At 61.1% G+C, this 21,258-nt stretch carries 22 protein-coding genes; 5 read left to right on the top strand and 17 right to left on the bottom strand.

Annotated features, from left to right (window positions below):
* Positions 1 to 33 precede the first annotated feature (33 nt).
* The gene (gene erdR / locus H620_RS0111555; RefSeq protein WP_023381936.1) at positions 34 to 684 is read right to left on the bottom strand and encodes a response regulator transcription factor ErdR; all 651 of its coding nucleotides are present in this window, start codon (positions 682 to 684) and stop codon (positions 34 to 36) included.
* Between the two features lie 179 nt (positions 685 to 863).
* The gene (locus tag H620_RS0111550; RefSeq protein WP_027907393.1) at positions 864 to 1,574 is read right to left on the bottom strand and encodes a tRNA-uridine aminocarboxypropyltransferase; all 711 of its coding nucleotides are present in this window, start codon (positions 1,572 to 1,574) and stop codon (positions 864 to 866) included.
* Positions 1,575 to 1,797: 223 nt separating this feature from the next.
* Between H620_RS0111550 and H620_RS0111545 the strand changes: the two genes are divergently transcribed.
* On the top strand, positions 1,798 to 2,217 hold the full coding sequence (locus H620_RS0111545) for a quorum-sensing-regulated virulence factor family protein (RefSeq protein WP_023381938.1): 420 nt from the start codon (positions 1,798 to 1,800) through the stop codon (positions 2,215 to 2,217).
* Here the strand turns inward: H620_RS0111545 and H620_RS0111540 are convergent, their stop codons facing one another.
* Complete coding sequence (locus H620_RS0111540) at positions 2,218 to 2,421, bottom strand: hypothetical protein (protein ID WP_023381939.1); 204 nt, start codon at positions 2,419 to 2,421, stop codon at positions 2,218 to 2,220.
* 305 nt (positions 2,422 to 2,726) lie between these two features.
* On the opposite strand from H620_RS0111540, the gene H620_RS0111535 reads away from it, so the two are divergent.
* On the top strand, positions 2,727 to 3,845 hold the full coding sequence (locus H620_RS0111535) for an LOG family protein (protein ID WP_023381940.1): 1,119 nt from the start codon (positions 2,727 to 2,729) through the stop codon (positions 3,843 to 3,845).
* 57 nt (positions 3,846 to 3,902) lie between these two features.
* On the opposite strand, the gene recX is transcribed toward H620_RS0111535, so the two are convergent.
* The 3 genes from recX to H620_RS0111520 form a co-directional block, all read right to left on the bottom strand.
* The gene (recX, locus tag H620_RS0111530; RefSeq protein WP_023381941.1) at positions 3,903 to 4,373 is read right to left on the bottom strand and encodes a recombination regulator RecX; all 471 of its coding nucleotides are present in this window, start codon (positions 4,371 to 4,373) and stop codon (positions 3,903 to 3,905) included.
* 8 nt (positions 4,374 to 4,381) lie between these two features.
* A complete protein-coding gene (gene recA / locus H620_RS0111525) occupies positions 4,382 to 5,449 on the bottom strand; it encodes a recombinase RecA (protein ID WP_023381942.1) in 1,068 nt (355 codons plus the stop codon).
* A gap of 102 nt (positions 5,450 to 5,551) precedes the next feature.
* Positions 5,552 to 6,034, bottom strand: a complete 483-nt coding sequence (locus tag H620_RS0111520) for a CinA family protein (RefSeq protein ID WP_023381943.1) — start codon at positions 6,032 to 6,034, stop codon at positions 5,552 to 5,554.
* A 164-nt stretch (positions 6,035 to 6,198) separates the two neighbouring features.
* Here H620_RS0111520 and mutS point away from each other — a divergent pair, with 164 nt between their 5' ends.
* Both mutS and fdxA read left to right on the top strand, forming a co-directional pair.
* Positions 6,199 to 8,772 carry a DNA mismatch repair protein MutS gene (gene mutS / locus H620_RS0111515; RefSeq protein ID WP_027907392.1) on the top strand — a complete coding sequence of 858 codons (2,574 nt, stop codon included), beginning with the start codon at positions 6,199 to 6,201 and terminating at the stop codon, positions 8,770 to 8,772.
* 140 nt (positions 8,773 to 8,912) lie between these two features.
* Positions 8,913 to 9,236 carry a ferredoxin FdxA gene (fdxA, locus tag H620_RS0111510; RefSeq protein WP_004375459.1) on the top strand — a complete coding sequence of 108 codons (324 nt, stop codon included), beginning with the start codon at positions 8,913 to 8,915 and terminating at the stop codon, positions 9,234 to 9,236.
* A 548-nt stretch (positions 9,237 to 9,784) separates the two neighbouring features.
* On the opposite strand, the gene rpoS is transcribed toward fdxA, so the two are convergent.
* From rpoS to H620_RS0111470, 8 genes are all read right to left on the bottom strand, one after another.
* Positions 9,785 to 10,792, bottom strand: coding sequence for an RNA polymerase sigma factor RpoS (rpoS, locus tag H620_RS0111505; RefSeq protein WP_023381945.1), 1,008 nt, complete (start codon positions 10,790 to 10,792; stop codon positions 9,785 to 9,787).
* Positions 10,793 to 10,900: 108 nt separating this feature from the next.
* On the bottom strand, positions 10,901 to 11,758 hold the full coding sequence (locus tag H620_RS0111500; protein WP_023381946.1) for a peptidoglycan DD-metalloendopeptidase family protein: 858 nt from the start codon (positions 11,756 to 11,758) through the stop codon (positions 10,901 to 10,903).
* Positions 11,759 to 11,939: 181 nt separating this feature from the next.
* Positions 11,940 to 12,578, bottom strand: coding sequence for a protein-L-isoaspartate(D-aspartate) O-methyltransferase (locus H620_RS0111495; protein WP_162144446.1), 639 nt, complete (start codon positions 12,576 to 12,578; stop codon positions 11,940 to 11,942).
* Positions 12,579 to 12,616: 38 nt separating this feature from the next.
* Positions 12,617 to 13,366: a 5'/3'-nucleotidase SurE gene (gene surE / locus H620_RS0111490; RefSeq protein ID WP_023381948.1), complete on the bottom strand. Its 750-nt coding sequence runs from the start codon at positions 13,364 to 13,366 to the stop codon at positions 12,617 to 12,619.
* Entirely contained in the window at positions 13,354 to 14,412 is a 1,059-nt protein-coding gene (truD, locus tag H620_RS0111485; protein ID WP_027907390.1) for a tRNA pseudouridine(13) synthase TruD, read from the bottom strand. The genes surE and truD overlap by 13 nt, the downstream gene beginning before the upstream one ends.
* Positions 14,409 to 14,882, bottom strand: coding sequence for a 2-C-methyl-D-erythritol 2,4-cyclodiphosphate synthase (ispF, locus tag H620_RS0111480; RefSeq protein WP_023381950.1), 474 nt, complete (start codon positions 14,880 to 14,882; stop codon positions 14,409 to 14,411). Before ispF ends, truD begins: the two co-directional genes overlap by 4 nt.
* An 86-nt stretch (positions 14,883 to 14,968) precedes the next feature.
* A complete protein-coding gene (gene fghA, locus H620_RS0111475) occupies positions 14,969 to 15,823 on the bottom strand; it encodes an S-formylglutathione hydrolase (RefSeq protein ID WP_027907389.1) in 855 nt (284 codons plus the stop codon).
* A gap of 8 nt (positions 15,824 to 15,831) precedes the next feature.
* Positions 15,832 to 16,944 carry an S-(hydroxymethyl)glutathione dehydrogenase/class III alcohol dehydrogenase gene (locus H620_RS0111470; protein WP_023381952.1) on the bottom strand — a complete coding sequence of 371 codons (1,113 nt, stop codon included), beginning with the start codon at positions 16,942 to 16,944 and terminating at the stop codon, positions 15,832 to 15,834.
* 107 nt (positions 16,945 to 17,051) lie between these two features.
* Here H620_RS0111470 and H620_RS0111465 point away from each other — a divergent pair, with 107 nt between their 5' ends.
* The gene (locus tag H620_RS0111465; RefSeq protein ID WP_023381953.1) at positions 17,052 to 17,942 is read left to right on the top strand and encodes a LysR substrate-binding domain-containing protein; all 891 of its coding nucleotides are present in this window, start codon (positions 17,052 to 17,054) and stop codon (positions 17,940 to 17,942) included.
* A gap of 788 nt (positions 17,943 to 18,730) precedes the next feature.
* On the opposite strand, the gene ispD is transcribed toward H620_RS0111465, so the two are convergent.
* From ispD to eno, 3 genes are all read right to left on the bottom strand, one after another.
* Positions 18,731 to 19,438 carry a 2-C-methyl-D-erythritol 4-phosphate cytidylyltransferase gene (ispD, locus tag H620_RS0111460; protein ID WP_027907388.1) on the bottom strand — a complete coding sequence of 236 codons (708 nt, stop codon included), beginning with the start codon at positions 19,436 to 19,438 and terminating at the stop codon, positions 18,731 to 18,733.
* Complete coding sequence (gene ftsB, locus H620_RS0111455; RefSeq protein WP_023381955.1) at positions 19,435 to 19,716, bottom strand: cell division protein FtsB; 282 nt, start codon at positions 19,714 to 19,716, stop codon at positions 19,435 to 19,437. Before ftsB ends, ispD begins: the two co-directional genes overlap by 4 nt.
* Positions 19,717 to 19,874: 158 nt before the next feature.
* Positions 19,875 to 21,164 (bottom strand): phosphopyruvate hydratase, encoded by a 1,290-nt coding sequence (gene eno, locus H620_RS0111450; protein WP_023381956.1) that lies wholly within the window; start codon positions 21,162 to 21,164, stop codon positions 19,875 to 19,877.
* Positions 21,165 to 21,258 lie beyond the last annotated feature (94 nt).

The following is a 21,258-nucleotide window of genomic DNA, read 5'->3' as shown; positions in this document are numbered from 1 at the left end:
GCACGAGTCAAAAAAGCGTGAAGCAGCAGACCATTAGCTGGCCGCAACTGATTCCAGTTGTTGCAGCAGCAAGGCAGCCTGGGTGCGAGTACGCACGCCCAGTTTACGGAAGATCGCCGTGACATGGGCCTTGATGGTCGCTTCGGACACATTCAGTTCGTAGGCAATCTGCTTGTTCAGCAACCCTTCACAGACCATGGTCAACACCCGGAACTGCTGCGGCGTCAGGCTGGCCAAACCTTCACTGGCCGCCTTGGCCTCGGCGGAAACGTCGACCTTCTCGAAGGCCTGGGGCGGCCACCAGACATCGCCGTCGAGCACTTTCCTCACGGCATCCTGGATCACTTCCAGCCCGCTGGACTTGGGAATGAAACCGCTGGCGCCAAATTCGCGGGACTTGACCACAACAGCCGCCTCTTCCTGGGCCGAGACCATCACCACTGGAATTTGCGGATACTGGCCGCGCAGCAGCACCAGACCGGAGAAACCGTAAGCACCTGGCATGTTCAGGTCGAGCAGGACCAGGTCCCAGTCGGCCTTTTCGCCGAGGCGGGTTTCCAGTTCCGCGATGCTCGCCACTTCGACCAGGCGTACGTCCGGGCCCAGGCCCAGGGTTACCGCCTGGCGCAATGCGCTGCGAAACAGCGGGTGGTCATCGGCAATCAGGATTTCGTATGTGGCCATCGATCTATGGATCCTGTTCTGTGCCAGGCGCATGCGGGGGAAGGGAGCGCCCGGCGGGGAATCGGCGCCAAGGATGCCGAGCACGGTTGGGGGCGGTCAAGCCGATCACCCTGCCGCCTCGCCCACCCTGGCTGCCAGCTCCGTCATTATGAACCATCGGGGTGTTGTTGCCCCTTGGACTATAGGAAGGTATGCAAACGTTGATGAATGTCATCCTGCTCATCCAGCGGCAGGCGACGCTTGCCACTCAAGTAGTGCAGGCTGAACACATCCAGGTAGGCATCCAGCGCCTGCGAGGCCCGGCTGTCACCGGCCAGGTCCAGGCACATGGCCGCGACTTCCGCAGTGCAGAAATGATCATCGCGCTTGGAACGGCGCAGGCGGTAACGCGACATCTGCTCGGCTTGCAAGCTCAGCACCGGGAAACGATCAAGATAGGGACTCTTGCGAAACATCTTGCGTGCTTCGGTCCAGGTCGCATCGAGCAGAATGAACAGTGGGCGCTTGCCCGGTTCCCGTACGACCTGGCTGACCACGCGCTCCTGGGCAACGAATTCGCCAGGAAACACGATGTAGGGCTGCCATTGCGGATCCTCGAGCAATGCCAACAAGCGCTCATCCACCGAGGTGCGCAACCAGCCGAAGGCAGCGGTGTCCTCGATCAGGTCAGCGATCAACCAACCGGTATTGGTCGGCTTCAGTGGCTCGGTATCGTGCATCAGCAGGCAGACACCGCAATCCGCCTGGACTCGGGGCTTCCAGGCGCACAGGCAATGAGTGGCGATCACCCGGCAGTCGGGGCAACGTTCGGCACGCGACCCACGGGCAATGAAGGGTTTGTTGCTGCGCGCCAGGCGCTCGGCACGCAGGCGCGCGACCGCATGGTTCATGCGGGCAGGCCTTGGGAGAGGTTGGAAAGGGTCACTGCGATGACTCGGCGAATACAAAACGCCAGTCTACCAGAGCGGTTGCCATTTGCCGTGCAGGCGTGCCGGTCGCTCCCTTATAATCGGCCTTTGGGTGCCCCACTGTTATCCGCCATGACGCGGATGGGCAGGGAACGCCAACTGCCGGCGCAGGTCAAAGCGCCAGTCATCGAACCAGGAGAGATTCATGCTGCGTCTTATCGTCCCGACCTTGAGCCTGTTGCTCACCCTGCCCCTGGCTGCCCAGGCGGCGTCCAAGCAGGAGTTCGAGCTGAACAAGCTGCTGCAGAAGGTCGCCAAGGAAAGCAGCGTCGGCACCCCACGCGCCATCAACGAAGACATCCTCGACCAGGGTTACACCGTCGAAGGCAAAGCCCTGATCAACCACTTGAGCGTGCGTGCCAGCCACGCTGCACGCATGCAGGAAAACCCGGCACAGGTGCGCAGCCAGCTGGGCGACAGCGTGTGCCGCAACAGCGGTTACCGCAATTTGATGTCCAAAGGCGCGGTGATGGTCTATCGCTTCACGGTCTACAAGACCAATCAGCCGGTGATGGACCAAGCGTTCGACGCCGCCAGCTGCACTGCCGGCAACAAGAAGAAGTAATCAGAGCACCTGCTCGTTCCGCGCGCGCTGCGGCTCATCCTCGGCGCGCATCTCGGCCAGCAGCGCCTGCAGGTAGCGTGACTGGCACTCCAATGTCGCCAGCCTGCGACGGCACTCGGTCTCCAGGCTTACGTGGTGATCATGCGCCGCACTTTCCAGTTGTTGGTAGAGCTGGGAGTCCACCTCGATGACCAAGCGATGCATACCGCCACCTCCTGCATCGACACGATTCGCTTTCCCAGTTAACCAAACCCGCACCGCCATGGGCCATGTGCCGACGAGCGGCGACTTCGCTCCCTGCGGCACGATCATGCGCAAGGGTCTAGATTGATAGCGAGGATCCTGAAATCAAAGAAGATGGATTGATTACCACTGCATCAGGGCCTTGAAGGCCTACTGCAATGCTCGGTATGCACACTCGAGCCACAGCAGCCAGCGACACACGCAGTGTCGCGGCCGAGCCACTCCATCGGCCCGGTCAGGGGTTTTGCTGCAGAAGGAGACGTTGAATGCCTTACCAACCGAATGAGCTTTTGTTCAACCACTTCAGGGACAGCGGCATCGACCTGAACAAGATCGACGAACAACTGCAACTGGTCGCTCCCGACAGCCCCAACCTGCCCTTGTATCGCGACATGATGTTGACCGTTTTGCGTATGGCCCACGATGACACCGATCGCTGGAGCGCCAAGATCACCCTGCAAGCACTGCGCGAACTGGATCACTCGTTCCGTACGCTCCAACGCTACAAGGGCCGCAGAAAGGTAACAGTGTTCGGCTCGGCCCGTACGCCGCTGGAGCACCCGATGTACGCCTTGGCTCGCGAGCTGGGCGCAACGGTGGCGCGCTCCGACATGATGGTCATCACCGGTGCCGGGGGTGGCATCATGGCCGCCGCGCACGAGGGTGCAGGCAGCGAGCACAGCCTGGGCTTCAACATCACCCTGCCGTTCGAGCAACACGCCAATGCCACGGTGGGCGGCACCGACAAGCTACTGCCGTTCCACTTCTTCTTCATTCGAAAACTGTTTTTCGTCAAGGAGGCCGACGCCCTGGTTCTGTGCCCTGGTGGCTTCGGCACGCTGGATGAGGCACTGGAAGTGCTGACCTTGATCCAGACCGGCAAGAGCCCGTTGGTTCCAGTAGTGTTGCTCGACTCACCCGGTGGAAGTTTCTGGCAAGATGCCCTGGACTTCTTCACCCGCCAGTTGGAAGAGAACCGCTACATCTTGCCCAGTGACCTGAAACTGCTTCGCCTCGTGCACTCTGCTGATGAAGCCGTGGAGGAAATCAACCAGTTCTACAGCAACTACCACTCCAGCCGCTGGCTTAAGAACCAGTTCGTGATTCGTATGCATCATCCGCTGAGCGATGCAGCGCTGTATGACATCCAGGAGGGATTCGCCGACCTGCGCCTGAGCGGCAAGTATCACCAGCAACCCGACAGTGGTGCCGAGCACGAGCTGGGCAAATTCAGCCATTTGACGCGACTGAGCTTTGCCTTCAATGGCCGTGACCAAGGGCGCCTGCGCGAACTGGTTGACTTCATCAATCTGCCGGAAAACTGGGCCAAACCTGAGCCGATGCATACGACTCAGCGGGCCAGGGAGGCCTTGAAGGTGAGCTGAACGCTTTTTTGAGGGGGCATGCCAGCAAGCCGCCGCCTACGATTGCCAGGCCTTTACTCAGTAATCATCGAGGTCACGGCCGCTAAGCAGGCGGCCGATCATCTCCATGGAGAAACCTCGGTAGGCAAGGAATCGGGTCTGCTGGGCACGGCTGCGGGGGTCATGCGGACGCTGCCCGGCGAACTTGCGTTGCCAGACATCCTGTAGTCGCTCTGCCCAGTTCACCTCGCTGTCACGTAGTGCCTGGTCGACGTCATTGCGGTCCAGCCCACGCTGGCCCAATTCCTCACGAATACGTGCGGGGCCATAACCGGAGTTGGAACGGTAGCGGATGAAGCTTTCAAGGTAGCGGGCTTCGCTGAGCAGCCCCTCTTCTGCAAGCCGGTCGAGCTCAGGTTGAATCAGCTCCTCCGGCGCGCCGCGCTGACGCAGCTTGCGCGTCAGCTCGACTCGACCATGCTCGCGGCGTGCAAGCAGGTCCATGGCTGTCCGCCGAACGGCGACGGGGGTGTCGAGTACGGCGGACATAGGGCCAATCAGTAACCGGCGTCGGCGTCGGCCATATCGTCGGCGTCAGCCTCGGCAGCAGCGGCCTTGCCTGCTGCAGCAACAGCACCTGCGTTCAGCAGTTTCTCGCGAATTTGCTTCTCGATCTCGGCGCCAACGGCCGGGTTCTCTTGCAGGAACTTGGCGGCGTTAGCCTTGCCCTGGCCAATCTTGTTGCCCTGGTAGCTGTACCACGCACCGGATTTTTCCACCAGGCCTTGGGAAACACCCAGGTCAATGATTTCACCGTTGCGGTAGATACCCTTGCCGTAAAGAATCTGGAACTCGGCCTGGCGGAACGGAGGAGAGACCTTGTTCTTGACGATCTTGACGCGGGTTTCGCTGCCGACCACTTCGTCGCCTTCCTTGACAGCGCCGGTACGGCGGATGTCCAGACGCACAGAAGCATAGAACTTCAGCGCGTTACCACCGGTGGTGGTTTCAGGGCTACCGAACATCACACCGATCTTCATACGGATCTGGTTGATGAAGATAACCAGGCAGTTGGCGTTCTTGATGTTACCGGTGATCTTACGCAGGGCCTGGGACATCAGGCGGGCTTGCAGGCCCACGTGCATGTCACCCATTTCGCCTTCGATTTCAGCCTTGGGTACCAGGGCTGCAACGGAGTCGACGATGATCACGTCAACGGCATTGGAGCGCACCAGCATGTCGGTGATTTCCAGCGCTTGTTCACCGGTGTCTGGCTGCGAGACCAGGAGGTCGTCGACGTTGACGCCCAGCTTGCCGGCGTACTCAGGGTCGAGGGCGTGTTCGGCGTCGACGAAGGCGCAGGTGGCGCCGTTCTTCTGGGCTTCGGCGATAACCGACAGAGTCAGGGTCGTCTTACCCGACGATTCCGGACCGTAGATTTCGACGATACGACCTTTCGGCAGACCGCCGATGCCAAGGGCGATGTCCAGGCCCAGGGAGCCGGTGGAGATAGCGGGGATGGCCTGACGCTCATGGTCGCCCATGCGCATGACGGCACCTTTGCCGAATTGGCGTTCGATTTGACCCAGGGCCGCAGCCAAGGCGCGCTTCTTGTTGTCGTCCATTGAAATCCTCACGTGATCGACCGGCCCTGATGGCCCGAATAACTGTATAAGTAGCCAGTATTATTCCACAGGGATTCGTTTGAGCAAACCCCTGTCGTCGATTTAAACGCTGCCAAGCTGTAACAAGCCGTCTAACGCGGCGATCACCGTCTGTCGGCGCACCGCTTCGCGGTCACCATCAAAGTGCCTGCGCTCACTGTGCACATGGACGCCATCGGCCCACGCCAGCCATACGGTACCCACCGGTTTGGCCGCCGAACCCCCATCGGGCCCGGCCACGCCGCTGACCGCGACGGCGAAGCGCGCCCCGCTGGCCGCCTGCGCACCCCGAACCATAGCCTCGACCACTTCCTGGCTGACGGCGCCAACCGTGGTGAACAGGGCGGCGGGCACCCCCAGTTGACGCGTCTTCTGGGCATTGGAGTAGGTCACATAGCCCGCCTCGAACCAGCTCGAACTGCCCGGCACCCGGGTAATGGCTTCGGCAATACCGCCGCCGGTACAGGACTCGGCCGTCGTGACCTGCGCGCCTATACGTCGCAGGTGCTCGCCCAGGCGTGTGGAAAGCGTGGTGATGGGATCCATGAAGGGTTCCTCGACAAGACAGACCACAACCCTAGCACCCGCGCGCGCCAAACGGGACCCCACCACTTCGGCTGACATCAGGGCCCGCCTGCATCTCGATGAAAAAGCCTGTACCATTGCCCGTTTCACAATCGCCAACCAGATCACCCGCTGTAAGGCCCTGAATGTCTGATCTTTCCGCACACACACCGATGATGCAGCAGTACTGGAAGCTGAAGAACCAGCACCCGGACCAGCTGATGTTCTACCGCATGGGCGACTTTTACGAGATCTTCTATGAAGATGCGAAAAAAGCCGCGAAACTGCTGGATATCACCCTGACCGCCCGCGGCCAGTCCGCCGGCCAGTCGATCCCCATGTGCGGAATTCCCTTCCATTCGGTAGAGGGCTATCTAGCCAAGCTGGTCAAGCTCGGCGAATCGGTAGTGATCTGCGAGCAGATCGGCGACCCGGCCACCAGCAAGGGCCCGGTCGAGCGCCAGGTGGTGCGCATCATCACCCCCGGCACGGTCAGTGACGAGGCATTGCTCGATGAGCGCCGCGACAACCTGATCGCCGCCCTGCTGGGTGACGAGCGCCTGTTCGGCCTGGCGGTGCTGGACATCACCAGTGGCAACTTCACCGTGCAGGAGATCAAAGGCTGGGAGAACCTGCTTGCCGAGCTCGAACGCATCAACCCGGTGGAGCTGTTGATTCCAGACGACTGGCCCCAGGGCCTGCCGGCAGAGAAGCGACCAGGTGCCCGACGTCGTGCGCCGTGGGACTTCGACCGGGAATCGGCACGCAAGAGCCTGTGCCAGCAGTTCGCGACCAAGGACCTCAAGGGTTTCGGTTGCGACAAACTGACCCTGGCCATCGGTGCCGCCGGCTGCCTGTTGACTTACGCCAAGGAAACCCAGCGCACCACCCTGCCCCACCTGCGTAGCCTGCGCCACGAACGCATGGACGACACGGTGATCCTCGACGGCGCCAGCCGCCGTAACCTGGAGCTGGACATCAACCTGGCGGGTGGCCGTGACAACACCCTGCAATCGGTAATCGATCGCTGCCAGACCGCCATGGCCAGCCGCCTGCTGACCCGCTGGCTGAACCGGCCGCTGCGCGACCTCAAGGTGCTGCAGGCGCGCCAGGATTCGATCCGTTGCCTGCTCGACGGCTATCGTTTCGAAAAACTCCAGCCGCAGTTGAAGGAAATTGGCGATATCGAGCGGATCCTCGCCCGTATTGGTCTGCGTAATGCCCGCCCCCGCGACCTGGCACGTCTTCGCGATGCCCTCGGCGCCCTGCCGGAACTGCAGAACGCCATGGCCGAGCTGGAGGCGCCGCATCTGGCGCGCCTGGCGGCCATTACCGGTACCTATCCGGAGCTGGCCAGCCTGCTGGAACGTGCGATCATCGACAACCCGCCGGCGGTGATCCGCGACGGCGGCGTGCTCAAAGCCGGCTATGACAACGAGCTGGACGAGCTGCTGGCGATGAGCGAGAACGCCGGCCAGTTCCTCATCGACCTGGAAGCCCGCGAGAAAGCACGCACCGGCCTTGCCAACCTGAAGGTCGGCTACAACCGCGTGCATGGCTATTACATCGAGTTGCCGACCAAGCAGGCTGAACAAGCGCCGGGCGATTACATCCGGCGCCAGACCCTAAAGGGTGCCGAGCGCTTCATCACCCCGGAACTCAAGGCCTTCGAGGACAAGGCGCTGTCGGCCAAGAGCCGCGCCCTGGCCCGCGAGAAGATGCTCTACGACGCCCTGCTGGAAACGCTGATCGGCCATCTTGCTCCACTGCAGGACAGCGCCGCGGCGCTGGCCGAACTGGATGTGCTGAGCAACCTCGCCGAACGTGCGCTGAACCTAGATCTCAACTGCCCAAGCTTCGTCGACGAGCCTTGCCTGCGCATCGAACAGGGCCGTCACCCAGTGGTCGAGCAGGTACTGACCACGCCGTTCGTGGCCAATGACCTGAGCCTGGACAACAGCACTCGCATGCTGATCATCACCGGCCCGAACATGGGTGGTAAATCCACCTACATGCGCCAGACCGCGCTAATCGTGCTGATGGCACACATCGGCAGTTTCGTGCCAGCGACGCGTTGCGAGTTGTCGCTTGTCGATCGTATTTTCACCCGTATCGGCTCCAGCGATGACCTGGCGGGTGGCCGGTCGACCTTCATGGTCGAGATGAGCGAAACGGCCAACATCCTGCACAACGCCACCGACCGCAGCCTGGTGCTGATGGACGAGGTCGGCCGTGGCACCAGCACCTTCGACGGACTGTCGCTGGCCTGGGCTGCTGCCGAGCGCCTGGCTCAACTGCGCGCCTACACCCTGTTCGCCACGCACTACTTCGAATTGACCGTACTGCCGGAAAGCGAACCGCTGGTGGCCAACGTGCACCTGAACGCGACCGAGCACAACGAACGCATCGTCTTCCTGCACCACGTGTTGCCAGGCCCCGCCAGCCAGAGCTACGGTCTGGCCGTAGCGCAACTGGCCGGCGTACCTGGCCCGGTCATCCAGCGCGCCCGCGAACACCTGGGGCGCCTGGAAACCGCCAGCCTGCCGCACGAGCCACCGGTGGTGAATAAAGCCAAGGACGAGCCGCACGTGCCCCACCAAAGCGATCTATTCGCCAGCCTGCCACACCCGGCCATCGAGAAGCTGGGCAAGCTGGATCTGGACGAGATGACCCCTCGCCAAGCTATCGAAACGCTATATCAACTAAAGAACCTGTTATAACGGCGCCCACTACAAGCTGGTAGAATCCGCCGCGGTTTGCTGGCGCTGCAGGTTATTAGCCTGGCCTGCAGCCAACCACCCGCAAACCGCGCGGCCCCGAGAGGAAGGGCCGCCGCCGTCGCCTGAGGAGAGAACTAGAAATGACCTTCGTCGTCACCGACAACTGCATCAAATGCAAATACACCGACTGCGTGGAAGTCTGTCCGGTGGACTGCTTCTACGAAGGCCCGAACTTCCTGGTCATTCACCCGGACGAGTGCATCGACTGCGCCCTGTGTGAACCAGAGTGCCCGGCACAAGCAATCTTCTCGGAAGACGAGGTTCCAGCGGGCATGGAGAACTTCATCGAGCTGAACGCCGAGCTGGCAGAGATCTGGCCTAACATCACCGAGCGTAAGGACGCCCTGCCGGACGCTGAAGAGTGGGATGGCAAAACCGGCAAGATCGCCGACTTGGAGCGTTGATCGCGACCAGCAACGAAAAAGGCCCGAAAGGGCCTTTTTTCATGTTCAGCGGGCAAAAAAAGGGGCGGTTTGACCCGCCCACATTTTTTCCGTAGTCCCTGCTTGTCCCAAACATCGTCCTGATGAAATCGCGTCTTGCGATGTCCTTGGCTTTCATCCTGAAAGCCTGTGCATGTCCGTGTGCACAGTTCGAATACTAGCGACTTGCGCCAAGCAGGCAACTGCGAGACCTCACAAGATGTTGCAGGGGACACACTTCCTCACAACCAAATAAGCTATATTTTTCAAATAGTTATAAAAAGTCTTGTGCTGCAACGGAAGAATTTTTACTGGAACTTCCGTAGAAAGCTTACAAAACCAGTAAGCAAAGGCTTACACACGATGCTACAGGGGTAGCGCTTTACATAGTGGCGCTGGGGCTTCGCGGCCCGGCAATCGGTGCTGAGCCGGCTCCTGCTGGGCCGCAGCTGGCCAGCGGTATGCTGCACGCCGATGAAGCAAACAAAAACGCCCCGAGGTCATCGGGGCGTTTTGCATTGCAGCCTTGGTTACTGGAACAACGACTCGCTGGACAGGCCGTTCTTCTCGAGGATCTCGCGCAGCCGCTTGAGCCCCTCCACCTGAATCTGACGCACCCGCTCGCGGGTCAGGCCAATCTCCAGGCCAACATCCTCCAGCGTACTGCTCTCATGGCCACGCAGACCAAAGCGGCGCACCACCACCTCACGCTGCTTGTCAGTCAGCTCGCCCAGCCACTGGTCGATACTCTGCGACAGGTCGTCGTCTTGCAGCAGCTCGCACGGATCGGTTGGCCGATCGTCGGTGAGGGTATCGAGCAGCGTCTTGTCCGAATCCGGGCCCAGGGAAACATCCACCGACGAAACCCGTTCGTTGAGACCAAGCATGCGCTTGACCTCGGTGACGGGCTTCTCGAGCAGGGTGGCGATTTCTTCAGGCGACGGTTCATGATCAAGCTTCTGGGTCAGTTCCCGCGCGGCACGCAGGTAGACGTTCAGCTCCTTGACCACGTGGATCGGCAGGCGAATGGTGCGGGTCTGGTTCATGATTGCCCGCTCGATGGTCTGGCGAATCCACCAGGTCGCATAGGTCGAGAAGCGGAAACCGCGTTCCGGGTCGAACTTCTCGACCGCGCGGATCAGCCCCAGGTTGCCCTCCTCGATCAGGTCGAGCAACGACAATCCGCGATTTACATAACGACGCGCGATTTTCACAACCAGGCGCAGGTTGCTTTCGATCATGCGTTTACGGCCAGCGGGATCGCCCTTTTGCGACAAGCGCGCAAAGTGCACTTCCTCTTCCGGCGACAGCAGAGGCGAGAATCCAATCTCGTTGAGATACAGCTGGGTGGCATCGAGCGCCCGGCTGTAATCGATATACTTGTGTTGCTTGAGCGTAGAGCCTGACTTGGCCCTCGTCCGAACCGAAGGTACAGCAGGTTCGTCTGACACCACATCCGTTTCCAAAACGATACCCGTCTCCATCAGGAGGACGTCATCGTCGATGTCAAACTCCGGCGCTTCTTTATTGAGAGCCATTGTTATAGTCCTTTGCTGAGTTCGAACTCAGACTCAAGCGGCACCTGTTTCCCTGGCAGCGCTGGAGCCTGTCCCCTCTACATCATAGGAACAGGCCGGGTACAACGATCAACGGCGTGGCAGGAATTGGAGCGGATCGACGGGTTTGCCCTGGCGGCGAATCTCGAAATGCAGCTTCACCCGATCAGTGCCCGTGGACCCCATTTCAGCAATCGACTGCCCTGCCTTGACCTGCTGCCCCTCCCGAACCAAAAGCCTGCGGTTATGGCCGTAGGCACTGACGTAGGTATCACTGTGCTTGATGATGATCAGCTCGCCGTAGCCCCTCAAGCCACTGCCGGCGTAGACCACCGAACCATCAGCTGCAGCAAAAACAGGCTGTCCCAAATCACCGGCGATATCAATGCCTTTATTCAAACTACCGTTTGAAGCGAATTTTCCAATCAGGACGCCGTTCGCCGGCCAGGTCCAACCACCCACGGCACGCTCGGCGGCAGGCACGGTAGTGACCACCGGTGCCGGGGTCGCCGGCGTCGAAGTCGCCGGTTTGCGATTGCTGGCGGGCGTCGTGACCGTGCTGGTGACCGGGCGGCGGGTGACCGTTGTCCTGCTCGAAGACGATGGGCTGGAGACCACGGTGGTACTGCTGCTGGAACCGCTGCTGAAACGTATCGCCTGGCCGGGACGAATGGTATAGGGGGCCGAGATGCCGTTGCGCGCCGCCAGCTCCTTGTAGTCCCAGCCGTAGCGGAAGGCGATGGAAAACAGCGTATCGCCGGGCTTGACGATGTACTGACCCGAGGTCACCGCTGGCCGCTTGGGCGCCGTGGTATTACGGTCGACTACCCGCGCGCCGCTCGAGCCGGTGCTGGAGCAGCCGGTCAGCAGGCTGCCCATGGCCAGTGCGATCACCAGAAGCTTCAAACCCGACCGATCCCTGCGCTGCTGAACGACTGTGTGACCCACCCGCGCTCCCCTCATGGTGCCCAAAACGATATGACGATAAGAAATGCAATATTGTTGCAATTATAACTGAGCCCGTCCGCCTTGGGAGAGCTCGGCGCAGCCTGAGAACAACTCGACCGCACCGCAGATAGACAGGGCCTTGCCGCAAGAATTCTGCGTCTGCGCAAATATTCCGTACGGCTCAGGCCAGCGGGCCGTTGAGCAACGGCACGAAGCGCACGGCGCCCAGCACACGCCGGGAGAAACCGTGTTCCTCACGGACGATCAACATCAGTTGCTGCACCTCGCCCGCCGGCCCCACGGGAATCACCATGCGCCCGCCTGGTGCCAGTTGGTCGAGCAGCGCCTGCGGGACCTCAGGTGCCACCGCGGTGACGATGATGCCATTGTAAGGTGCCAAGGCCTGCCAGCCATCGCAGCCATCGCCCCAGCGAAACACCACGTTGCGCAGGTTGAGCTCGACCAGGCGTTCCTTGGCCCGGTCCTGCAGGACCTTGATCCGCTCCACCGAGAAAACCCGTTCGACCAACTGGGCCAGGATCGCCGTCTGGTAACCTGATCCCGTACCAATCTCCAGCACCTTGTCCAACGGGCCGGCTTCGAGCAGCAGCTCACTCATGTGGGCCACCATGAACGGCTGGGAGATGGTCTGGTTATGGCCGATTGGCAGCGCGGTGTCTTCATACGCGCGATGGGCCAGGGCCTCGTCGACGAACAGATGGCGCGGCGTGCGACGGATCGCGTCGAGCACCTTGGTGTTCGACACGCCCTCCTCGCACAGACGCTGGATCAGCCGTTCCCGGGTCCGCTGGGAAGTCATGCCGATTCCGCGGCGCAGCAGATCGTCGTGTTCGCGCATCAGAGTACGCCCTCCAGCCAGCCATCGAAGCGCTCGAACGCGTCGTTGAAGGTCCGGTCCAACTGCAGCGGTGTAATCGACACGTAGCCTTGCATCACCGCATGGAAGTCGGTACCCGGCCCGCCATCCTCGGCATCGCCGGCCACGGCAATCCAGTAGCCCTCCTTGCCACGTGGGTTGACCACTTTGGTGGGCGCCGCCGCACGCGCCCGATGCCCGAGCCGGGTGAGCTGGATACCCCGGATATGCTCCAGTGGCAGGTTGGGGATATTGATGTTGAGCACGGTCCGAGGCGGCAGGTCGAGTCGCGATTGTGCCTCCACCAGGCGGCGTGCGATGTAGGCCGCCGCCGGCAGGTTGTCGGTCTGGCGCGACAATAGCGAGAACGCCAGCGACGTTCCGCCGAGGAAGCGGCCCTCGAGGGCGGCGGCAACGGTGCCGGAGTAGAGCACATCGTCACCCAGGTTAGCGCCCAGGTTGATGCCGGAAACGACCATGTCGGGCATTTCCGGCAGCAACCCATTCAACCCCAGGTGCACGCAGTCGGTCGGCGTGCCATTGAGGCTGATGAAGCCGTTGGCCAGGGTATGCGGGTGCAAAGGCCGGTCGAGCGTCAGCGAACTGCTGGCGCCGCTCTTGTCTTGTTCCGGGGCGATCACCACACACTCGGCGTAGTCCGCCAGCGCAGCATGCAGCGCGGCAATCCCGGGGGCGGTAACACCGTCATCGTTCGAAATCAGAATACGCATGGGCTGTCCGTCTGCCCTGCCGGCACCAGATCGACGAGTTCGCGCACCACCACGGTGGCGAAGCATCCGGCCGGAAGGACGAATTCCAGTTGCAGGATATCAGGCTCGGGATAATGCCACGACAAGCTGCCAATAGGGAGCCGCAGGATGCGTCGTTCGTGACTCATTCCCGCGTGGGCCAGCCATTGGCAAAGCGCCTGGTGCTGCTCGCCGACAGCCGACTCCAGCTCGAAGGGCGCCCCGGCTGCCGGTGACGGACCCTCTCCCCACATCGGGCCGGTGGGATGCAAGTCCAGAATCGCCAGGCGTGGATCGGAACATTCCGACTCGCCCGCCGGAAAGAAACTACGGCTGTCAGTGAACGCCAACAAATCGCCAACCTGCGCGTGCTGCCAGCTTCCATCGGCAACCCGAGCCGCCAACACCTGGTTGAACACATAGCTGCGCGCCGCTGACAGCAGCCGCGAACGTACATTGCGTTGTTCCGGTAGCGCCTTGCGCTGTGCCCAGTCCCGGGCGTCATGCACGTTGCCGCCACCATGGCCGAAACGCTGCGTGCCGAAGTAGTTGGGCACCCCCTGCTGCTTGAGCAGTTCCAGCCGAGCATCCAGCGCCTGGTGGTCTGCCGCCAGCGCAGTCAGACGCAGGGTAAAGCCGTTGGCGGAATGAGCGCCTCGTTGCAGTTTGCGCTGGTGGCGCACCTGCTTGAGTACACGCAGGGTTTCGTCTTCGGCGCGGGACAGGTCCGGGTCGGCCTTGCCCGGCAGGTGCAGGCTGAACCACTGGCGGGTCAGGGCCTGGCGGTCCTTCAGACCGGCGTAGCTGATGGCGCGGACCGGCACACCAGCTGCACGTGCCAGGCGACGAGCAGCCTCCTCGGTATTGAGGTCACGCTTTTCAACCCACAGCCACAGGTGCTCGCCCTGGCCGGACAGCGGAATGTCCAGCACTTCGTCCACCTGGAAATCGTCGGCCACCGCCTTGAGCACCCCGGTGCCCAAGGATTGGCCCGATGCACGCGGGCCGAGCAGGTCGTGTTCGGTCATGCTGGCAGCAACAGGGCAACCGCATGCACGGCGATACCCTCCTCGCGGCCGGTGAAGCCGAGTTTTTCGGTGGTGGTCGCCTTGACGTTGACCTGGTCGAGTTCGACGTGCAGGTCCTCGGCGATCAGCTGGCGCATGGTTTCGATGTGTGGGGCCATCTTCGGCGCCTGGGCAACGATGGTGGCGTCGACGTTGCCGACTTTCCAGCCCTTGGCCAGAACGATGCCGACCACGTGACGCAGCAGGACACGGCTGTCCGCGCCCTTGAACTGCGGGTCGGTATCGGGGAAATGCTTGCCGATGTCTCCCAGCGCGGCGGCGCCGAGCAAAGCATCGCTCAGTGCGTGCAGCAGCACGTCACCGTCGGAGTGGGCCAGCAGGCCGTATTTGTGGGGGATACGCACCCCGCCCAGGGTAATGAAATCACCGTCGCAGAAACGGTGCACATCGTAGCCGTGGCCAATACGCATAGAAAAACGCCCTGATAAAGTCAGGGCGTGATTCTACCTGCTTTGTGGGCGCTTGGGCTGGCTATTGCCGACACCAAGCACCACCGCTACGCCCGCCCCAGCGCTAGCGCGTGATGGCGCAGGTGCTCATCGATGAAGCTGGCGATGAAGTAGTAGCTATGGTCATACCCAGGCTGCAGACGCAGGGTCAGCTCATGCCCCCCCTTGCGCGCTGCCTGCTCCAGTGCTTCTGGCTTGAGCTGCTTCTCGAGGAAGTCATCGCGGTCGCCCTGATCGACCAGCAACGGCGGGCATTTGCCGGAAGGCGTCTCGGCCAGCAGCACACTGGCATCCCACTCGCGCCAGCGCGCCCGGTCCTCACCCAGGTAACGGCTGAAGGCCTTTTCGCCCCAAGGGCAATCCATTGGATTGCTGATTGGCGAAAACGCCGACACCGAACGGTAGCGCCCTGGGTTGCGCAATGCGCAGACCAAAGCACCGTGCCCGCCCATGGAATGGCCGCTGATGCTGCGCTGGTCGGAAGCTGGGAAATGCGCCTCGATCAGTGCCGGTAGCTCCTCGACCACGTAATCGTGCATACGGTAGTGCTTCGACCAGGGTTGCTGGGTGGCATTGAGGTAGAAGCCAGCACCGAGTCCGAAGTCCCAGGCATCGTCCGGATCGCCGGGCACCTGCTCACCACGCGGACTGGTGTCTGGCGCGACGATGATCAGCCCCAGCTCGGCGGCCAGGCGCTGGGCGCCGGCCTTTTGCATGAAGTTTTCATCGGTGCACGTCAGGCCGCTCAGCCAATAGAGCACCGGTAGCTTCTCGCCCTGTTCGGCCTGCGGCGGCAGGTACACGGCGAATACCATGTCACAGCCCAGCACCTTGGAGTGATGCCGGTAACGCTTGTGCCAGCCGCCGAAGCTCTTCTGGCAGGAGATGTTATCCAGGCTCATGGCTGACCTCAGAAGTGGATCACGCTACGGATGCTCTTGCCTTCATGCATCAGGTCGAAGGCTTTGTTGATGTCTTCCAGGCCCATGGTATGGGTGATGAAGGTATCCAGCGGAATTTCGCCCTTCTCGGACATTTCAACGTAACTTGGCAGCTCGCTGCGACCTCGTACGCCGCCGAAGGCCGAACCGCGCCAGACGCGACCGGTCACCAGCTGGAATGGACGGGTGGAGATTTCCTGGCCAGCGCCGGCCACGCCAATGATGACGGACTCGCCCCAGCCTTTGTGGCAGCACTCCAGGGCCGCACGCATCAGTTGGACGTTACCTACGCACTCGAACGAGAAGTCCACGCCGCCATCAGTGAGATCGACGATCACCTCCTGGATTGGGCGGTCGTAGTCTTTGGGGTTGACACAGTCGGTAGCACCCAGCTGGCGAGCGATCTCGAACTTGGCGGGGTTGATGTCGACGGCGATGATGCGCGAGGCCTTGGCCTTGACCGCGCCAATGATCGCCGACAGGCCGATGCCACCCAGGCCGAAGATGGCCACGGTGTCACCTGGCTTGACCTTGGCGGTGTTGAGCACGGCACCGATACCGGTGGTGACACCGCAGCCCAGCAGGCAGACTTTCTCCAGCGGCGCTTCTTTCTGGATCTTGGCCACGGAAATTTCCGGCAGCACGGTGTACTCGGAGAACGTCGAGGTCCCCATGTAGTGGAACAGTTGCTGGCCTTTGTAGGAGAAGCGAGTGGTGCCATCAGGCATCAAGCCCTTGCCTTGAGTGGCGCGGATGGCCTGGCACAGGTTGGTCTTGCCCGAACGGCAGAATTTGCACTGGCCGCACTCTGGAGTGTACAGCGGAATGACGTGGTCGCCGACAGCTACGGAAGTCACGCCTTCACCAATTGCTTCGACGATTGCACCGCCTTCATGACCGAGAATCGACGGGAAGATACCTTCCGGGTCGGCGCCCGACAGGGTATAGGCATCGGTATGGCAGACGCCGCTGGCGACCACGCGCAGCAGCACTTCGCCCGCCTTGGGCATGGCCACGTCGACTTCGACGATTTCCAGGGGTTTCTTGGCCTCGAAGGCGACGGCGGCACGGGACTTGATCATCAAGGTTCTCCAGACAGAGTGTCGATTCCAGTACTCAGTGTAATTCAGGCACTTTTGATGAATAATCCGAGCGAAGACAAAACATTATTGCCATACAGGGATAATCGATGAGCAGTCGCTGGGAAGGCATCGACGAGTTCGTTGCCGTGGCCGAGTCGGGACAGTTCACTGCTGCGGCGGAGCGGTTAGGGGTATCGTCGTCGCACATCAGCCGGCAGATCGCTCGCCTAGAGGAGCGCCTGCAGACACGCCTGTTGTACCGCAGTACCCGCCGCGTGACGTTGAGCGAGGCAGGCCAGACGTTCCTTCAACACTGCCAGCGTCTGCAAGATGGTCGCGAAGAGGCGTTACGCGCGATGGGCGACTTGGCCAGTGAACCGAAGGGATTGTTGCGCATGACCTGCGCGGTGGCTTACGGCGAGCGTTTCATCGTGCCTCTGGTCACGCGCTTCATGGCGTTGTATCCGCAGTTGCGGGTCGAGGTGGAACTGACCAACCGGACGCTGGACCTGGTGCACGAGGGGATGGACCTGGCGATTCGCCTGGGGCGTCTGCAGGACTCGCGGTTGGTCGCGGCTCGTCTGGCGCCACGGCGCATGTACCTGTGTGCTTCGCCGGCTTACCTTGAGCGTTATGGCCGGCCGCATAGTTTGTCGGAGCTGGCGCGACATAATTGCCTGGTGGGTAGCTCTGATATCTGGGCGCTGCAGCAGGATGGTCGGGAGATCAGTCAGCGTGTGCAGGGGAATTGGCGGTGCAACAGTGGGCAAGCTGTGTTGGATGCTGCGTTGCTGGGGATGGGATTGTGTCAGCTACCGGATTATTACGTGCTGGAGCATCTTAAAAGCGGGGCGTTGGTTTCGCTGTTGGAGTCGCATCAGCCGCCTAATACTGCGGTTTGGGCGCTGTATCCTCAGCAGCGGCATCTTTCGCCTAAAGTCAGGCGGCTTGTGGACTTCTTGAAAGCCGGTCTTTCGCAATTACCGGAATATCGCTGAACACGATTATTCGATTATGCCATCCCACTCGCTGCGTTTGTGTTTGTTTTTGCTTTTGCTTTTGCTTTTGCTTTTGCTTTTGCTTTTTTTTACGCGATAGACCAAGCGCCGCCAATTGCGACGTCAGGAGGCCGAACGCAGGTCTTGCGGAGGGAGGTGACGGGCATGGATGCCCGTCAAGCGCTGCGGCCCAGGATGGGCCGTTCAGCGCGGTCCTCCCGGGAGCAAGGCCGTAGTGAGGGAACCCCGGAGCGAAGCGTAGGGGCCGGATGATAGGGGCCGACGGTTTTGGTTACTTTGGCCACGACCAAAGTAACCCGCCGGAAGGGCGGAAAGGTGAATAGGTGCCTCCATGGCAAATGGATATTCACGCTATTTGAGTGCCAGCACCAAGCATTCGCTTTGAAGTTTGAAGTTCGAGGTTCGAGGTTCGAGGTTCGAGGTTTTGGTATTTGGATTTGTGAACATATCCATTTGCCAAGGTGACGCCTAATCACCTTTCCGCTCTTACGGGTCCCTTTTTGTCGTGGCAAAAAGGAACCAAAAACCGTCAGCTCCTATCATCCGGCCCCTACGCTTCGCTTCGGGGTACCCTCACTCCGGCCTTGCTCCCGGGAGGACCGCGCTGAACGGCCCATCCTGGGCCGCAGCGCTTGACGGGCATCCATGCCCGTCACCTCCCTCCGCAAGACCTGCGTTCGGCGTCCTGACGTCGCAATTCGCGGCGCTTGGTCTATTGCGCACTAGAAGCAAAAGCAAAAAACGAGCGACAGCGACAGCGACAGCCTTTAGCTTCGGGTTGACCAGCGTTGACGCAACCACTCCAGATCTTCCGGTCGGGTCACCTTGATGTTGTCACTGCGACCCTCGATCAACCGCGGCGCCTGACCAGACCATTCAATCGCGGACGCCTCATCAGTCACCACGACATCCGACACCAGACATTCAGCCAATGCCCGATGCAAAGCCCCAAGACGAAACATCTGTGGCGTATAAGCCTGCCAAATGGTACTGCGATCCACCGTCGCACTGACCCGCCCATGGGCATCCGCCCGCTTGAGCGTGTCACGTGCCGGCACCGCCAATAACCCACCTACAGGGTCGTCAGCCAAGTCAGTCAGCAACCGATCCAGATCGGAACGTGCAAGGTTCGGACGCGCAGCATCATGCACCAACACCCAGTCGTTATCAGTCGCCCCTTGGGCATGCAACAACAACAAGGCATTGAGCACCGAGTCAGCACGCTCACGCCCGCCAGGCGCACGCCGAATGCGTGAATCACTGGCACAACGCAAGGTCGGCCAGTAAGGGTCGTCTTCAGCAATGCTGACCACCACGCCCTTGAGCGCCGGGTGATCGAGAAAACAGTCGAGACTATGTTCGAGAAGCGTCTGCCCGCCCAATTGCAAGTATTGCTTGGGACGGTCGGCAGCCATGCGGGTACCCACGCCCGCGGCAGGAATCACAGCCCAGAAGGCCGGCAACGTATCAGTCATTTTTGCGGCAACTGGAAGAGAGTTTCGCCCTCTTTGACCATTCCCAATTCATGACGAGCCCGTTCTTCGACGGTCTCCATACCTTTCTTCAACTCCAGGACCTCCGCGTCAAGCACACGGTTACGCTCGAGCAAACGCTCGTTCTCCGCATGCTGCTCGGCAATCTGCTGCTTGAGCTCGGCCACTTGCGCCAGGCTGCCATTACCCACCCAGAGGCGGTACTGCAGGCCACCGAGCAGCAGGAGCAGGACAAGGAACAACCAATAGGGACTGCGCATCAAGGTATCCAGGGTTAAAAAGACGCCGCTCACGGGCTTCGAATAGCACGAAGCCTGGCCGAGGCCAGGCTTCGTCGACAGAAACCCGCTGGAAGCGCCAGATCTTTCAGTAGGAAAGGTCCGACAGCCTCGGCTGCTGTCTTTTTACCATCTCTTGCTTAACCGCGAAACTCGGCACGGCCACGGTAAACCGCTTTGGCGCCCAGTTGCTCTTCGATACGCAGCAGCTGGTTGTACTTCGAAACGCGGTCGGAACGGCACAGCGAACCGGTCTTGATCTGGCCGGCAGCAGTACCGACTGCCAGGTCGGCGATGGTCGAGTCTTCGGTTTCACCGGAACGGTGCGAAATGACTGCGGTGTAACCGGCGGCCTTGGCCATCTGGATGGCCTCCAGGGTTTCGGTCAGCGAGCCGATCTGGTTGAACTTGATCAGGATCGAGTTACCGATACCCTTCTCGATGCCTTCTTTCAGGATCTTGGTGTTGGTCACGAACAGGTCGTCACCCACCAGCTGAACCTTGGCACCGATCTTGTCGGTCAGGATTTTCCAGCCAGCCCAGTCGGACTCGTCCAGACCGTCTTCGATCGAGATGATCGGGAAACGTTCGGTCAAGCCCTTCAGGTAGTCGGCAAAACCTTCGGCGTCGAACGACTTGCCTTCGCCGGACAGGTTGTACTTGCCGTCTTCGTAGAACTCGGAAGCCGCGCAGTCCAGAGCCAGAGTCACGTCGGTACCCAGCTTGTAGCCCGCCTTCTCGACCGCTTCGGCGATGGCGCCCAGCGCGTCTTCGTTGGAAGCCAGGTTCGGCGCGAAGCCACCTTCGTCACCCACCGCAGTGTTCAGGCCACGGGCCTTGAGCACGGCTTTGAGGTGGTGGAAGATCTCGGTACCCATGCGCAGGCCGTCGGAGAAGGTCTTGGCGCCAACCGGCTGAACCATGAACTCCTGGATGTCGACGTTGTTGTCGGCGTGCTCGCCACCGTTGATGATGTTCATCATCGGAACCGGCATCGAGTACTGGCCTGGGGTACCGTTCAGGTTGGCGATGTGCGCGTACAGCGGCAGGTCCAGATCCTGTGCGGCGGCCTTGGCGGCAGCCAGGGACACGGCCAGAATGGCGTTGGCGCCCAGCTTGGCCTTGTTCTCGGTTCCGTCCAGTTCGATCATGGCACGGTCCAGGGCCTTCTGGTCAGCCGGGTCCTTGCCCAGCAGCAGGTCACGGATCGGGCCGTTGATGTTGGCGACGGCCTTCAGCACGCCCTTGCCCAGGTAACGGCTCTTGTCGCCATCGCGCAGCTCCAGCGCTTCGCGCGAGCCGGTGGAAGCACCGGACGGCGCGCAGGCGCTGCCGATGATGCCGTTGTCGAGCAGTACATCGGCTTCCACGGTGGGGTTGCCACGCGAGTCGAGAACTTCACGACCTTTGATGTCGACGATCTTTGCCATTGTTGTAAGCACTCCAGAATTGACGAAAACAACGCAGCTTAAGGAAATCCTTGCACTCCACCAGGCGGGGCACAGCGGGCAGGCCGGGTGAAAG

It is taken from the genome of Pseudomonas taiwanensis DSM 21245 (assembly GCF_000425785.1).
GTDB classification, from domain to species: Bacteria; Pseudomonadota; Gammaproteobacteria; order Pseudomonadales; family Pseudomonadaceae; genus Aquipseudomonas; species Aquipseudomonas taiwanensis.
The sequence above is the reverse complement of the archived record's forward strand: the minus strand, read 5'-3'. Positions and strand labels throughout refer to the sequence as shown.